The 14,108-nt window shown below is 70.7% G+C and carries 12 protein-coding genes; 8 read left to right on the forward strand and 4 right to left on the reverse strand.

Features of this window, described 5'->3' with window-relative positions:
• Position 1: 1 nt before the first annotated feature.
• The 4 genes from G6O68_RS09725 to G6O68_RS09740 form a co-directional block, all read right to left on the reverse strand.
• On the reverse strand, positions 2–2,737 hold the full coding sequence (locus G6O68_RS09725) for a bifunctional acetate--CoA ligase family protein/GNAT family N-acetyltransferase (protein ID WP_165247096.1): 2,736 nt from the start codon (positions 2,735–2,737) through the stop codon (positions 2–4).
• Positions 2,738–2,937: 200 nt separating this feature from the next.
• Positions 2,938–4,059: a DUF1559 domain-containing protein gene (locus tag G6O68_RS09730; protein WP_165247099.1), complete on the reverse strand. Its 1,122-nt coding sequence runs from the start codon at positions 4,057–4,059 to the stop codon at positions 2,938–2,940.
• Positions 4,060–4,142: 83 nt separating this feature from the next.
• On the reverse strand, positions 4,143–4,355 hold the full coding sequence (locus G6O68_RS09735; RefSeq protein WP_165247101.1) for a hypothetical protein: 213 nt from the start codon (positions 4,353–4,355) through the stop codon (positions 4,143–4,145).
• A gap of 489 nt (positions 4,356–4,844) precedes the next feature.
• Positions 4,845–6,416, reverse strand: coding sequence for a sigma-54 interaction domain-containing protein (locus tag G6O68_RS09740; protein WP_165247103.1), 1,572 nt, complete (start codon positions 6,414–6,416; stop codon positions 4,845–4,847).
• A gap of 311 nt (positions 6,417–6,727) precedes the next feature.
• On the opposite strand from G6O68_RS09740, the gene G6O68_RS09745 reads away from it, so the two are divergent.
• The 8 genes from G6O68_RS09745 to G6O68_RS09780 all read left to right on the forward strand — a co-directional run bounded on the left by G6O68_RS09745 (position 6,728) and on the right by G6O68_RS09780 (position 14,016).
• A complete protein-coding gene (locus G6O68_RS09745) occupies positions 6,728–7,255 on the forward strand; it encodes a hypothetical protein (RefSeq protein WP_165247105.1) in 528 nt (175 codons plus the stop codon).
• Between the two features lie 132 nt (positions 7,256–7,387).
• Positions 7,388–8,401 (forward strand): DUF1559 domain-containing protein, encoded by a 1,014-nt coding sequence (locus G6O68_RS09750; protein WP_165247107.1) that lies wholly within the window; start codon positions 7,388–7,390, stop codon positions 8,399–8,401.
• A gap of 120 nt (positions 8,402–8,521) precedes the next feature.
• Entirely contained in the window at positions 8,522–9,595 is a 1,074-nt protein-coding gene (locus G6O68_RS09755) for a sulfate ABC transporter substrate-binding protein (RefSeq protein WP_165247109.1), read from the forward strand.
• A 3-nt stretch (positions 9,596–9,598) separates the two neighbouring features.
• The gene (gene cysT / locus G6O68_RS09760) at positions 9,599–10,438 is read left to right on the forward strand and encodes a sulfate ABC transporter permease subunit CysT (RefSeq protein WP_240911111.1); all 840 of its coding nucleotides are present in this window, start codon (positions 9,599–9,601) and stop codon (positions 10,436–10,438) included.
• The gene (locus G6O68_RS09765; RefSeq protein ID WP_165247111.1) at positions 10,428–11,351 is read left to right on the forward strand and encodes a sulfate ABC transporter permease; all 924 of its coding nucleotides are present in this window, start codon (positions 10,428–10,430) and stop codon (positions 11,349–11,351) included. The genes cysT and G6O68_RS09765 overlap by 11 nt, the downstream gene beginning before the upstream one ends.
• A 146-nt stretch (positions 11,352–11,497) precedes the next feature.
• Positions 11,498–12,604 (forward strand): sulfate/molybdate ABC transporter ATP-binding protein, encoded by a 1,107-nt coding sequence (locus tag G6O68_RS09770; protein WP_165247578.1) that lies wholly within the window; start codon positions 11,498–11,500, stop codon positions 12,602–12,604.
• Positions 12,605–13,369: 765 nt separating this feature from the next.
• Positions 13,370–13,789 (forward strand): hypothetical protein, encoded by a 420-nt coding sequence (locus G6O68_RS09775; protein ID WP_165247113.1) that lies wholly within the window; start codon positions 13,370–13,372, stop codon positions 13,787–13,789.
• Between the two features lie 2 nt (positions 13,790–13,791).
• Positions 13,792–14,016: a helix-turn-helix transcriptional regulator gene (locus G6O68_RS09780; protein WP_165247115.1), complete on the forward strand. Its 225-nt coding sequence runs from the start codon at positions 13,792–13,794 to the stop codon at positions 14,014–14,016.
• Positions 14,017–14,108 lie beyond the last annotated feature (92 nt).

A 14,108-nucleotide genomic window follows, 5' to 3' on the forward strand; every position in this document is an offset into this window, starting at 1 on the left:
CCTACAACTCCATCTCCGCGCGGACGACGGCGTCTTCGAGGTCGCGGGTGAGCTTGAAGCCGACCTTCTCGCAGACGCGGAGCATCTCGACGTTCTCGGGGAGGATGTCGCCGACGACGCGGGCGACGTGCTCGTCGCGGCCGACCTGGAGGATCCGGCGCAGCAGCTCGCTGCCCAGGCCGCGGCCCTGGAACTGGTCGCTGACGAGGAGGGCGAACTCGGCGTCTTCGGTCCCGCGGATCTTGCTCAGGCGGCCCACGCCCATAATCCGGCGCTCGCCGGTCTCGGGGTCCTTGTGGTCGGCGACGAGGGCCATCTCGCGGTCGTAGTCGATGAAGCAGATCCGGGTCAGCCGCTCGTGGGCGACGCGGGTGCTGTACTTCATGGCGTGGAAGTAGCGGAACGAGACGCTCCGCTCCGAGAGCGTGGCGTGGAACTTCACCAGCAGCGGCTCGTCCTCGGGGCGGATCGGCCGGATGACCAGGGGCTCGCCCTTCTTCGAGGTCCAGGGGAACGTGTACTGGGCGGGGTAGGGTCGGATCGCCGGGCGAGGCAGGTCGTCGGCGTGGATCAAGGGGCCGTGGACGATCACCCGGGCGTCCAGCACGATCAGGCGGTCGGGCGAGGCGAACAGCGGGTTGACGTCGATCTCGCGGATCCAGGGGAGTTCGACGACCAGGTCGCTGAACCGGACCAGCAGGCGCTCCAGCGCGGCCATGTCGACCGACGCCTGGCCGCGCACGCCCTTCAGCGCGGCGTAGACGCGGGTCTGCTCCATCATCCGGCGGGCGAGCGTGGTGTTCAGCGGCGGCAGCCCCAGCGCGCGGTCGCCGACGACCTCGACGTGGCGGCCCCCCGAGCCGAAGAGGAGCACGGGGCCGAACTCGGGGTCCAGGCTGCTCCCCAGCAGGACCTCCACGCCCCCCTCGGGCTGGACCATCGGCTGGACGCCGACCCCCTGAAAGTGCCCCGGGCCGGCGTGGGCCTCGACCGAGCGCTCGATGGAGCGGAAGGCGCCGCGGACGGCGTCGGCGTCGTACAGGTTGAGCCGGACGCCGCCGACGTCGCTCTTGTGGGTGATCGTGGTCGAGTTCAGCTTCACCGCGACGGGCCAGCCGAACCCCTCGGCCGCCTCGACCGCCTCGTCGGGCGTGTGCACGACCGTCGTGGGGACGGTGGGGATCTCATAAATCGTCAGCAGCCGCTTGGACTCGGCCTCAGTCAGGATGGTCCGCCCCTCGCGGCGCACGGCCGCCAGGACGGCCTCGGCCTGCTCGCGGGGCGAGCCGGCGGCGGGGTCGTCGGCGGGCCGGGTCGGGGTCTCGTAGAGCCCCTGGAGGTTGTACGACGACCGCCACATGAGGGCGAAGACGCGGGCGGCGGCGTCGGGGTGGGGGTAGGTCGGGACGCCCGCCTCATTGAGGATGGTCGTTCCTTCCTCGATCGATTCGCCCCCCATCCAGCAGGCGAGGACGGGCTTGCCCAGGACCTTGGCGTGCCGCTTCAGCCGGCCGGCGACGGCGGTCGGGTCGGTGGCGGCCTGGGGGGTGAGGATCGTCAGGAGGCCATCGACGGCGTCGTCGGCGGCGAGGATCTCGACCGCCTTGCCGAACCGCTCGGCGTCGGCGTCGCCCAGCACGTCGACCGGGTTGTCCCCGCTCCAGCCCCGGGGGAGGAACAGGTCGAGGGCGCGCATGGAGTCTTCCGAGGGCTCGGCCAGCTCGCCGCCGTGCTCGATCAGGGCGTCGGTCGCCAGCACGCCGGGGCCGCCGGCGTTGGTGACGATCGCCAGCCTCGGCCCTCGCGGGCGGGGCTGCTTCGAGAGGACGTCGGCCATGTCGAAGACGTCGGCGATCGAGTCCACGCGGAGGACGCCCACGCGGCGGAAGGCGGCCTCCAGCACCTCGTCGCTGCCGGCGAGCGCCCCGGTGTGGGTCGCCGCCACCCGCGCCGCGGCGTCGGTCCGCCCGGCCTTGATGACGATGATCGGCTTGGTCAACGCCACCTCGCGCGAGGCCGACAGGAAGGCCCGCGCGTCGCCGATCGACTCCATGTAGATGACGATGCTCTTGGTGTGCGGGTCGTCCCCCAGGAAGTCGATCAGGTCGCCCCAGCCGACGTCCAGCATCGAGCCGACCGAGATGAACGCGCTGAAGCCCACGTTCTCCTTGCGGCTCCAGTCCAGCACGGCCATGTCGAGCGCGCCGCTCTGGCTGATGTAGCCGACGCTCCCCGGCCGCGCCGGGCGGTGGGCGAAGGTGGCGTTCATGCCGCTGTGGGGCCGCATCACCCCCAGGCAGTTGGGGCCGATGATCCGCATCCGGCCGCGACGCGCCCGCTCCAGGACCTCGTGCTCCAGCCGGACGCCCTCGGGCCCGGCCTCGCGGAAGCCGGCCGAGATCACCACCGCGCCTTTCACGTGGGCGTCGACGCATTCCGAGATCACGCCGGGGACCTTCGCGGCGGGGGTCAGGATCACCGCCAGGTCGACCGGGTCGGGGACCGAGGCGACGTCCTCGTACGCCTTGATCCCCAGCACGTTCCGGCGGTTGGGGTTGACGGGGAAGACCGTCGCGCCGAAGGGGTTGCTGATCAGGTTCCAGAGCACCGCGCGGCCGGGGCTCCCCACCTTCTCCGTCGCGCCGACCACCGCCACCGTCCGGGGCGCGAAGATCACGTCCAGCGGCCGACGCGGCGCCCCCTCCTCGGATTCCCGCCCGCCGAACAGACGACTCATGACGACCCCCCTCGACGGATGCTCCTGCCCGGCCCCATGGTAACGCGGCCGCCGAGGCTGCCATAGCCGGCCGTCGCCGGGGCGTGGCACGGGGACGGGGACGGACCCGTGGCGCGCGGAGCGACCCGTCGCGGCCGAGCTGGTCGCGGCGGGTCGTGGGTGGGGGGGCGGCTTCGGGGCGGCCGGGGGGCCGTCCGGGATCAGTACGCGTCGGAGCTGACGATCTCGCCGCCCCCCTTGGTGCCGAGGGCCCACCACATGTTCATGGCGATGGAGCCCTTGACGAACCGGGTGCTGCCGTCGCCGAAGAGGACGTTGGCGCCGCCGGAGTGGTTGCTGTTGGCGTTGGTCAGGTGCGAGTGGTCCGAGGACCCCACGCCGCAGGTGCCGCATCCGAACCGGCAGGCCGACCAGGTGTACTGGGTCGAGCTGGGGGGGACGATGGTGTTGAACAGGGTGAAGCCCTCGGCGCCCCAGGCCCAGTGGCCGCCCCGGTTGGACTGGAGGCCGCCGCCCGCCGTGGCCGCCTGGAAGGCCGTGTTGCAGGTCTGCAGCACGTTCGACATCTGGACGCCGGGGGCGATCTCGCCCATCGTCAGGAAATTGTTGGCGTCGAGCGCCCGGGCGTCGCCGCCCGTGCCGGAGAGGCTGTCGACGTTCACGCCGGTGACCTGCGGCCGGGGGCGGTTGTCGCCCGAGCCGACGAGGCCCTCGCTGAAGGCGACGGTGTTGGACGAGCCGTCGGTGATGTCGTTGAGGCCGTAGGACTGCTGGTACGAGAAGAGGCCCGTGCTCCGGAGGTTGCCGCCGCAGTTCGGCGGGGGATTCTGCGCGACGTTGAAGTCGGCGTTGAACGACGTCCCCCGGCTGGCGTAGTAGCTGTTGTACCCCACCTTGCCGGCGTTGCCGTCGGACGGGCAGAGGAACGACGACACCTTGGTCTGCCACGAGGTCGCGTTGACGTCCCAGCCCACGCCCTGCAGCGGGTCGAGCTGGAAGTTGGCGGCGTTGTAGATCGCCGTCTGCTCCATCGCGGTCAGCAGCAGCGCGTGGACGCTCCAGCCCGACCAGGCGACGCAGCCGCCGTTGGCCGTGTTGTACGACGCCGACACGCCCATCGGGAACGTGTTCTGCGACGAATGATAATTGTGCATCGCCAGCCCGATCTGCTTCAGGTTGTTGATGCACTGGGCGCGCCGGGCGGCCTCGCGGGCCGATTGCACGGCCGGCAGCAAGAGCGCGATGAGGACGGCGATGATGGCGATCACCACCAGCAATTCGATCAGGGTGAAGCCCCGATCCTTCCTGCGAGATCCGGTCATGGACTGGCTCCTGGGCGGGCCCCGTCGGGTCGCGGCGGGGGCCGGTTGGGGATGGGAGAGGCGCCGGGGTCGGGCGGGCCGGCTCAGCGCCGGGCTCTCGCCTTCTTCGACGGCTTCTTCTCGTGCTGGGCCTGCGAGTACTGGATCGAATCCTTGAGGGCGTCGCGCGGCGACGTCTCATACCGGGCCTCGGACACGGGCTCCGAGCCGCAGCCCGGGGCCGCGGACAGGGCGAAGGCGGCGACGGCCCAGGCGACGCCGACCGTCGCCCAGCCCAGATATCCACGGGCACGCATGTTGGCAGACCTTTCTCTTCTCTCGGCGTCCGCGCCCCGCCGCATGCGGCCCGACGCGCCGACGAGGGGGCCGGGAGCCGCGAGGGCCCCGACCTCGATAACGTGACGATCGGAAACGCGGCGGGCGCGGCGCGCCTTCGGGCGTCGATCCGCCCGGGGGAGCGCCCCGCCTCGCACGGCCCGCACGCTGCCGGGCGGGACCGTTCCATTCCATCGACTCATCGATCCGACCCGATCGTCGGATGTCTCGCTGTTAGTGAATATACGGCGAGTTGCGGCGCAGGCAATGGGTTGATAACGAAATTCTTCGGACTTGCGCGGGCGTCGAGAATTGACGGCCCATGCAGGAATTCGCCGCATTTCGACCCATTCATCACATGGCGGAGTTCGCCGTTCAGCTTCTCGAATCAATGGCGAGGATATGTCGGCCCAAGACATGAATGAACATGTCGAGGATCCGGGGCCCGGGCCGGTCGATCCGGCGGCGGGTCAGGCCCCGTCGACGCGCGGGGGGCGGAAGCGGTCCCAGTCGACGCCCAGCTTCTTCATCCGGGAGCGGAGCGTGTGGGGGTTGACGCCCAGGATCGCGGCGGCCCCCCGGGGGCCCTCGACCCGCCCCCCGGCGCGGACCAGGGCCTGCTCGATGTGTCGGGCCGCGGCCTGGTCGAGGGTGGCCAGCGGTTCGAGCCCGCCGGCCGATCCGGGCTTCGCCGGGGCCGTCGGCGTCGGGGCGGGCGCGATCGAGGGGACGCCGAGCGCCCGGGCCACGTCCAGCCCCGCGCCGTTGCCGAGGATCGCGGCCCGCTCGATCACCGCCGCCAGCTCGCGGACGTTCCCCGGCCAGGGGTAGCGGACGAGCCGTCCCACGTCGTCGGTCGTCGGCGAGAGGTCCGGCAGGCCCAGCCGCTTCGCCGCGCGGTGGGCGAAGTGGGCGGCCAGGGCCGGGACGTCGGCCAGGCGGTCGCGCAGGGGGGGGAGGTGGATCGGGAAGACGGCGAGGCGATACCAGAGGTCCTGGCGGAACCGGCCGTCGTGGACCATCGCGTGCAGGTCGCGGTGGGTCGCGGCCACGATCCGCACGTCCACCCGCCGGGGCTTCTCCCCCCCCACCCGCTCGAAGCGGCCGTCCTGCAGGATCCGCAGCAGCCGCACCTGGGCCGCCGGCGGCAGCTCGCCGCACTCATCGAGGAACAGGGTGCCGCCGTCGGCCCGCTCGAACCACCCCTTGCGCTCGCCGACCGCCCCGGTGAACGACCCTTTCTCGTGGCCGAACAGCTCGGAATCGACCAGCTCCGAGGGGATCGCGCCGCAGTTCACGCGGAGGAACGGCCCGGCCGATCGGCGCGACCGGGTGTGGATCGCCCGCGCGACGACCTCCTTGCCCGAGCCGGTCTCTCCGAGGATCAGGACCGGGGCGTCGGCCGTGGAGACCAGCTCGATCTGCTCCATGACCTCGCGGAGCCCGGTCTCGGCGCCGACGATCGAGACGGCCAGGTCGTCGCGGTCGAGCCGGGACCGCAAGATCCGGTTCTCGGCCTCGGCCGCCTCGCGCAGCTTGACCAGCTCGCGGAGCCGGTGGTCGTTCTCCACGGCCACCGTCAACGGCTCGACGAGCGCCCGCGCCAGGCCTTGATGCTCGGCCGTGAACCCCCGGGGCGACGCCGTCGACAGCACGAGGACCGCCGGCGCCCCCTCCTCCGGGTCGAGAGGGGCCGCGAGGACCGTCCCCTCCACGCCGGCGGGGACCAGCCCCGGCAGGAGGGCCCGGAATCCTCGCGAGTCCACCCCCACCTCCCCCCGCGAGCACCAGTCCAGCACCCTCGCCAGGGCGTCGGCCGGGATCGGCGTCCGCGAGTCCCCCCGCGTGCCACTCCCCCCCGCCCTCTCGAAGGCCGTCGTTTCCAGGAAGCCGCCGGGACGGTCGATCGAGCGGATCGCCAGCACGTCCAGCGGGAGCCGGCCCGCCAGCATCGGGACCGTCTCCTCCAGCGACTCCGCCAACGTGCGGTGCCGCGACACCACCCGCCAGACGCTCAGCAAGATCGGGCCGAAGTCGTTCATGGGCCCAAAATACCAGGATATATGACGGAAATCCAGGAAATATCATGGGTAACCCCGTGGTATTTCACGGCTCACGGGTTCGTTCACAGCCCGTTCTGTTGCAAAGCCTACAATCTCGCCTCACTTAGTGGGATTTGAGGCCATATGGCTGGGTCTCGGGGCGATTGGCACTCGGCTTGCTCTAAGGGCGATCCGTTCTCGACAAACTCGACCGAACAGGTTTGGTTCCGAGGCCGAACTCGGATGAGCGACGGCGGATCGTCGCGAGCTTGCGGCGAGTCGGTTCGATGGCTTCCAGGATGACACGGACGATGAACACGGCGACGGCGGTTCCGGTTGAGAGGAAGCGGGGCGAGGGCGAGGGGCGGGGCCGCTGGGAGCGGGCCCGCCTCGCGACGAGGGCGCTGGGCCGGGCCGCGATGCTGGCGGCCGCCGCGGCGGCCTTCGGCTGTAGCGACGACGCCGCTTCCGGCCCGGGCGTCCCGGTCTTCCCGGTGAAGGGGAAGGTGACGTTCGAGGGGGAGCCGGCCGCCGGCGCGTTCGTGGTCTTCAATCCCAAGACGCCGCCGAAGGCCGGGGCCGAGGCGTACACGCCCCGGGCGACGGTCCAGGCCGACGGCTCCTTCTCGCTGACGAGCGCGACCGAGGGCGACGGCGCCCCGGCCGGCGACTACGCGGTGACCGTCCAGTGGACGAAGCCGGTCAAGCAGGGGAACGACCTGGTCGCCGGCCCGAACGTGATCCCCAAGGCCTACACCACCCCCGCGACCACCCCGCTGCAGGTGACGGTGAAGGATTCGGACAACGCGCTGGAGCCGTTCGCGATCACCAGGAAGTGACCGCGAGCCCGGCCCGGCCGTCCGACCCGCGTTTTTATCCCCTTCGGATCCGCACACAACTTCCGCCCGCGTGACGACACGTGTCGAGCGCGCCTCCCCCCAGAAAAACGAATGGAATTCCAGGAGTCCAGGATGAACCGCCTCCCCCGCCCCCGCCACCGCTCGGGTTTCACGCTGATCGAGCTGCTGGTCGTGATCGCCATCATCGCCGTCCTGATCGCCCTGTTGCTGCCGGCCGTGCAGGCCGCCCGCGAGGCCGCCCGCCGCTCCCAGTGCGTGAACAACCTGAAGCAGCTCGGCATCTCGGTCCACAATTTCCACGACGTCAACAGCGAGCTTCCCAGCAGCATCCGGCCGACCGGCCTGACGACCCTGCCGCGGGTCGCGGCCCTGCTGGGCATGCTCAACTTCATGGAGCAGACCCAGGTCTACAACGCCCTGAACATTGGCATCACCTGGGGCGATCCGGCCAACTCGACGGCCGTCCGGACGCGGATCAGCACCCTGATCTGCCCCTCCAGCCCGGCCGACCCCAGCCGGCTCGACGGCATCCCCGAGGTCCAGCCCTACTCGCCGAGCTGGACGCCCACGGTGGCCGCCATCACCGACTACTCGCCGATCGTCGCGATCGACTCCCGCCTGGGCGGCCCGCCGTACAACGTCTTCCCGGCCGGCTCCACTCCGCCCGAGACCCTGATCGTCAAGAACAAGAAGACGCGCCTGGCCGACGCCACCGACGGCCTCTCGAACACGATCGTCTTCGTCGAGTCGGCCGGCCGGCCGTTCGTCTACCGCCGCGGCGGCCGGGTCTTCGGCTCGGTCCCGGCCAACCGGGTCAACGCCGGCGGCTGGGCCCGCCCGGCCAGCGACGTGACCCTCAACGGCTCCACGGCCGACGGCTCGGTCTTCCCCGGCCCGGTCGTGATCAACGCCGCCAACGGCGAGAACGTCGCCGGCCAGCCCTTCCCCCACCCGTACTACGTCAGCGAAGGGACCGGCGGCCTCTTCGGATTCCACACCGGCGGGATCAACGTGCTGCTGGGCGACGGCTCCGTCCGATTCATCAAGGACTCGATCGCCCTGCCGACGATCGCCGCCCTGGTGACCCGCGGCGGCGGCGAGATCGTGTCGGCCGACCAGTATTGACATGGACGCCGAGGCGGCGACGCCCGACAATCCCAACCGATAAGGCCAGGTCCCGCCCGTCGCCCGACGCGCGGGACCTGGCTTCACCGCCTTCCGGCCCCGACCGATTCCGAGGATCCGATGGAGCATGACACCCCCCTCCCCGCCCGCACCCCCGCGGGCGCGTCGACGATCGCCGTCGCCCTGACGCTGGCCCTGGCCGCGTCCGGCTGCGGCGACAAGCCGGTCTCGAACGCCGATTCGCTGAAGATCGGCGCGTACTCGGTCGTCCGCGAGGTCTTCCACGAGGGCCTCATCCCCGCCTTCATCAAGAAGTGGAAGGCCGAGACGGGCCGCGAGGCGACGTTCGAGGAGTCCTACAACGCCTCGGGCGCCCAGGCTCGCTCGATCGGCTCGGGCTTCGACGCCGACATCGCCGCCCTCTCCCACACGGGGGACATGGAGATCCTCGTCAAGGCGAGCAAGGTCGCCCCGGGCTGGAAGGACGGGGCCTACAAGGGGATCCTGACCAACAGCCTGGTGGTCATCGGCCACCGCGAGGGGAACCCGAAGTCGATCCACGACTTCGCCGACCTGGCCAAGCCCGGCGTCGGCGTGCTCTACCCCGACCCCAAGACCTCCGGGGGCGCCCGCTGGAACATCAACGCCATCTACGGCTCGGCCCTGCTGCAGGCCCGCGAGAAGGACCCGGCGAACCCCGACCTCGCGCCGGTCAAGGACCTGATGGCCAAGGTCCAGGCGAACGTCGTGAACATGGACCAGTCGGGCCGCCAGAGCATGGCGAGCTTCGCGAAGATGAAGTCCAGCGACGCCGTCGTGACGTATGAGAACGAGCTGCTGCTGCGGGCCAAGGAGGGGGACGCGATCCCCTACGTCGTGCCGCCGGCCACGCTCCTGATCGAGAGCCCGGTCGCCCTGGTCGGCCCGTCGATCGCCAAGCACGGCAATGAGGCGCTGGCGAAGGCGTTCCTGGAGTTCCTGCTCTCGGCCGAGGGCCAGAAGATCTTCGCCGAGTACGGTTTCCGGCCGGTCAACCCCGAGGTCAAGGACGCGGTCGCCGGCCGCCCCGAGCCCGCCAAGGTCTTCACGACCGACGACCTCGGCGGCTGGGCGAAGCTCGAAGAGGAGCTGTACTCGACCGACGGCCTCTGGACGACGATCGCCGCCCAGGCCGTGCAGAACCGGGGGAAGTGAGCCATGGCCGTCGTACCCGCGACCCTCGCCCGCCGCGCCATGCAGCCCGCCGCGGCGCTGCGGGGGGCGAGCCTCGCGTACCTGGGGGTCATGGTCGTCGTGCCGATGCTGGCGATGACCTGGCAGGCGGTCGAGCCCGGCCCCCGGGCCTTCTGGGCCGCCGTGAGCGAGCCCTACGCCTGGCACGCCCTGAAGCTGACCTTCGTCACGGCGTTCATCATGGTGCTGGTGGGCGCGGTCACGGGGACGGCCACCGCCTGGGTGCTGGTGCGGTATGAGTTCCCCGGCCGGAACCTGGTGAACGCCCTGATCGACCTGCCGTTCGCCGTGCCGACCGTCGTCACCGGGGTGATGCTGGTGGCCCTGTACGGGCCCGAGAGCGTCGTCGGGGCGATCGCCGGCAAGGCCGGTTGGAAGGTCATCTACGACCAGCCGGGGATCATCCTGGCGCTCCTGTTCGTGACCTATCCGTTCGTGATCCGGAGCGTCCAGCCGGTGCTGCTGTCGCTGGACCGGGCCGAGGAGGAGGCCGCCGCGACGCTTGGCGCGGGGCCCTTCACGACCTTCCTCCGCGTCACCCTGCCGACCCTCTGGCCGTCGATCCTGACCGGCTCGGCCCTGTCGTTCAGCCGGGCGCTGGGCGAGTACGGCAGCGTGGTGATGGTGGCCGGGAACCAGCCGCTCCTGACCAAGACGGCCCCGATCTACGTCTTCGGCGAGATCGAGAGCGGCAACCGCCACGGGGCCCTGGCGGTCTCGGCGGTGCTGCTGGCGTCGTCCCTGCTGATCCTCGTCGTCCTCAACGCCCTGCAGCGCCGGGGGGAGGTCCGCGATGCGAGCTGATGAAGGCGACGGCGCCGACGCCGGCGCGAGCCCGACCGAGCCCGATCGCCCGACGCTGGCGAGGGCCGTGGACCTGCCGCTGGAGGGCCGCGACGCGCCCTCGTCGTGGGGCCGCCGGCTGCTGATCGGGGCGGTGCTGCTCTGGTTCGCGGCCCTGATCCTGATCCCCGGCCTGGCGCTGGCGAGGCAGGCGTTCGCGGGGGGGGCGAGGCCCCTCATCGCGGCGCTGGCCGAGCCGGGGGTGCAGCGGGCGTTCGCGATGTCGCTGGGGATCACGCTGGTCGCCACGCTGGTGAACACGGTGTTCGGGATCGCCATGGCGTTGGTGCTGGTCCGGCAGCGGTTCTTCGGGCGATCGCTGGTCGACGGCGTGGTGGACATGCCGTTCGCCGTCTCGCCGATCGTGGCCGGGCTGATGCTGATCGTCCTGTACGGGCCCGACAGCGCGATCGGGGGCTGGCTGGAGTCGCGCGGGTTCCAGGTGGCGTACGCCCTGCCGGGGATGATCCTGGCGACGATGTTCGTGACGGTCCCGTTCGTGGTCCGCGAGCTGGTGCCGATCCTCCGCGAGATGGGCGAGGAGTACGAGCAGGCGGCGCACACGCTGGGGGCGGGCCGCTGGCGGACCTTCCGGAGCGTGACCCTGCCGTCGATCCGCTGGGGCGTGGCGTACGGCGTGACCCTGACCGTCGCCCGCTGCCTGGGCGAGTTCGGGGCCGTCCTGGTCGTCTCGGGCAACGTCATCGGCCGGACCCAGACGGCCACCCTGTACATCGCCGAGGGGATCGAGAGCTTCCACCCCGAGGGGGCGTACGCCGCCAGCCTCGTTCTGGCCGCCTCGTCGTTCCTCCTGCTGGTGGGGATGGACCTGTTGCGGGCCCGCCTGGAGCGGACGAGGGAGGTGGAGCCGTGAGCGAGCTTCGGGACCTGGACCTGGGCGCGAGGCCGGCGCAAGGCCATCCGAGATTGGCGTCGCGGCCCTCGCTTTCGTACCATCGAGGGACGTGGCTCGCGCCGCGGCGCGAGGCCGCGGCGGGGACGGGAGACGAGGAGAAGGCCGTGGCGATCGAGGTTCGGGGGCTTTCCAAGAAGTACGGCGCGTTCCAGGCCGTCGACGGCGTGTCGTTCGAGGTCCAGGCGGGCCAGCTCGTGGCCCTGCTGGGGCCGTCGGGGTCGGGCAAGAGCACGATCCTGCGCACGATCGCCGGCCTGGAGACGGCCGACTCCGGCAGCGTCATGCTCACCGGCGAGGACGCCACGGCGCTGCCGGTCCAGCAGCGGGGCGTCGGCTTCGTCTTCCAGCATTACGCCCTCTTCCGCCACATGACCGTCCGCGACAACATCGGCTTCGGCCTGAAGATCCGCAAGGTCCCGAAGGACGAGATCCGCCGCCGGGTCGACGAGCTGCTGGACCTGATCCAGCTCGGCGGCTACGCCAACCGCTACCCCTCGCAGCTCTCCGGCGGCCAGCGCCAGCGCGTGGCCCTGGCCCGGGCGCTGGCGCCCCGGCCCAAGGTGCTGCTGCTCGACGAGCCGTTCGGCGCGCTCGACGCCAAGGTCCGCGACGAGCTGCGCACCTGGCTGCGGCGGCTCCACGACGAGGTCCACGTCACCAGCCTGTTCGTCACCCACGACCAGCGCGAGGCGTTCGAGGTCTCCGACCAGATCGTCGTCCTGGCCGACGGCAAGGTCCAGCAGATCGGCCCGCCGCAGGCCCTGTACGAGCGGCCCGCAAACCCGTTCGTCGCCGGCTTCCTCGGGGCCATCAACGTCCTCCCCCTCCGCTCGCTCAAGGCCGGCTCGATCGGCCGGGGCCCGGAGACCTGGCTCGACCAGCCCCCCGCCGACCACGCCGAGGCCTACGTCCGCCCCCACGACCTCGACGTCTTCGCCGAGCGCGACGGCAAGCCCTACTGGCCCGCCCGGGTCGAGCGCATCACCCCCCTGGGGAGCGTCGTCCGCCTGGACCTCCGGATCGCCCCCGACCATCCCCTGCACATCGAACTCCCCCGCAACCGCTCCCTGGGCGTCGGCTTCGCCCCCGGCGACGAGGTCTACGTCTCCCCCCGCCACCTCAACGTCTACGACCGCGCCCAGAACTCCTTCCAGCCCGTCGACGTCCACCGCGCCATGGGCCTCGCCCTCCAGGAAGGCGCCGGCATCTGAGCCGTGGCGAGATTGGCTTCGTTCGCGCCCGCCTGGAAACGAAGCCAATCGACGCAAGCTTCTTTGGTGGTTCGGCTTAAGATCGGTTTTCGGGCTCCGGGATTGGCTTCGTTCGTCCACTTTTCTCATGCCCCGCCGGCCTCGCGACGGCCCCGGGAGCCCGGCCGACCGCCTCGCGGCGCGCAACGCCCCATCCAGGAGGATGCTCCCGTTCGCCGATCGGGGAGGGGGCGTCGTCAAAATCCACCGCGACCTCAGGTTCTCATGCCTTCCCTTCCCAGCCAGGGGGGAAGGACGTCGGGGGCTGGTCGCCCGCCGATCACAAAGTACCGGGTGAAGGCGTCGGAGCTTGATCCGTGCATCCGTCGTCGTGCAAACGCCGCCGGATCTCGACGCCCCGCCCGTTCCGCTCCTCTTCCCACGCCGCCACCTCCCGCTCCAGCTCATCCCTGGTCTCGAAGAAACCGGGGGCGTTCTTCGGCTGTGAAACGAAGCGACCGGGCGGCAAGCCCTCGCAAGCCCAGCAGAGCCTCAGGGACTCGATCACGAACAGCGGCGGGGTGACCCTCCGGGTCTCGCCCGTCTCCGAGCCGGAGACAGCCATGGGGGTAGTTCACGGACCTCAATCGATGACGCATGGAGTCCCGACCTGCCCCCAGGCATGCCACAGGTTTCGTGTCAAGAATCCTTGACTCCGGGCGAATGTCAAATAGACTTGACGTGGTGTCAAGAATATTTGTCATTGCCGCGAACAAGGAGGCCCTGATGGGTGCGTCACTCGAGGAGAAAGGCGTGTGGCTCCAACTGGTCGCCACGGTGCTCGGGCTGGGGGCCTACTTCGTCGTCGCGGGGCTCATGCTCTCGGCGGGCGTCACGGCCCTGCCGGCCTACGTGCCACTGTTCATCGTGACTGTCGTGATGATGGTGGCCCTGATGGTGGCCGGGTTCGTCGTGGCGGCGATTGCGAGCCGGCCCGAGGGACGGGACGAGCGCGACCGGCTGATCGGTTGGCGGGCCGAGAACAACTCGTCGTGGGTGCTCGCCGTGGGGGTGTTCGCCGCGATCACGGGCATGCTCTTCTCCATCAACAACGTCTGGATCGCGCACCTGCTGCTGCTCTCGATGTTCCTGAGCGAAGTGCTGGGGCAGGTCCTCCGACTCGTCTACTACCGCCGGGGGGTCTAGGGATGGTCCCCGCCAAGGTGGTCATTCGGAATCAGATCCGGGCGCTCCGGTTCGAGAGCGGCGAGATGACCCAGCAGGATCTCGCCGATCGGATCGGCGTGAGCCGGCAGACGGTCAACGCGATCGAGGGCGGCAAGTACTCGCCGTCTCTGGAGGTGGCGTTCCGGGTCGCGCAGGTCTTCGACAAGCCCCTCGAGGCGGTCTTCCAGTGCCTCATGACGGAGTGACATGCTCGCGAGTTCACGGGTAGCCCTGGTGGTCGCCAAGTTGAAATTGCGGTCGCTATCCACATCGGTCCTCCTGGGGCACTGATTACCAA

Origin of the sequence: Paludisphaera soli, assembly GCF_011064595.1 — a bacterium.
Classification (GTDB): Bacteria; Planctomycetota; Planctomycetia; order Isosphaerales; family Isosphaeraceae; genus Paludisphaera; species Paludisphaera soli.

Bases quoted from the DNA above. Each gene is read 5' to 3' on its own strand.
- G6O68_RS09725 (WP_165247096.1), bottom strand. From the start codon at position 2,737: ATGAGTCGTCTGTTCGGCGGGCGGGAATCCGAGGAGGGGGCGCCGCGT.
- G6O68_RS09730 (WP_165247099.1), bottom strand. From the start codon at position 4,059: ATGACCGGATCTCGCAGGAAGGATCGGGGCTTCACCCTGATCGAATTG.
- G6O68_RS09735 (WP_165247101.1), bottom strand. From the start codon at position 4,355: ATGCGTGCCCGTGGATATCTGGGCTGGGCGACGGTCGGCGTCGCCTGG.
- G6O68_RS09740 (WP_165247103.1), bottom strand. From the start codon at position 6,416: ATGAACGACTTCGGCCCGATCTTGCTGAGCGTCTGGCGGGTGGTGTCG.
- G6O68_RS09745 (WP_165247105.1), top strand. From the start codon at position 6,728: ATGAACACGGCGACGGCGGTTCCGGTTGAGAGGAAGCGGGGCGAGGGC.
- G6O68_RS09750 (WP_165247107.1), top strand. From the start codon at position 7,388: ATGAACCGCCTCCCCCGCCCCCGCCACCGCTCGGGTTTCACGCTGATC.
- G6O68_RS09755 (WP_165247109.1), top strand. From the start codon at position 8,522: ATGGAGCATGACACCCCCCTCCCCGCCCGCACCCCCGCGGGCGCGTCG.
- cysT (WP_240911111.1), top strand. From the start codon at position 9,599: ATGGCCGTCGTACCCGCGACCCTCGCCCGCCGCGCCATGCAGCCCGCC.
- G6O68_RS09765 (WP_165247111.1), top strand. From the start codon at position 10,428: ATGCGAGCTGATGAAGGCGACGGCGCCGACGCCGGCGCGAGCCCGACC.
- G6O68_RS09775 (WP_165247113.1), top strand. From the start codon at position 13,370: ATGGGTGCGTCACTCGAGGAGAAAGGCGTGTGGCTCCAACTGGTCGCC.
- G6O68_RS09780 (WP_165247115.1), top strand. From the start codon at position 13,792: ATGGTCCCCGCCAAGGTGGTCATTCGGAATCAGATCCGGGCGCTCCGG.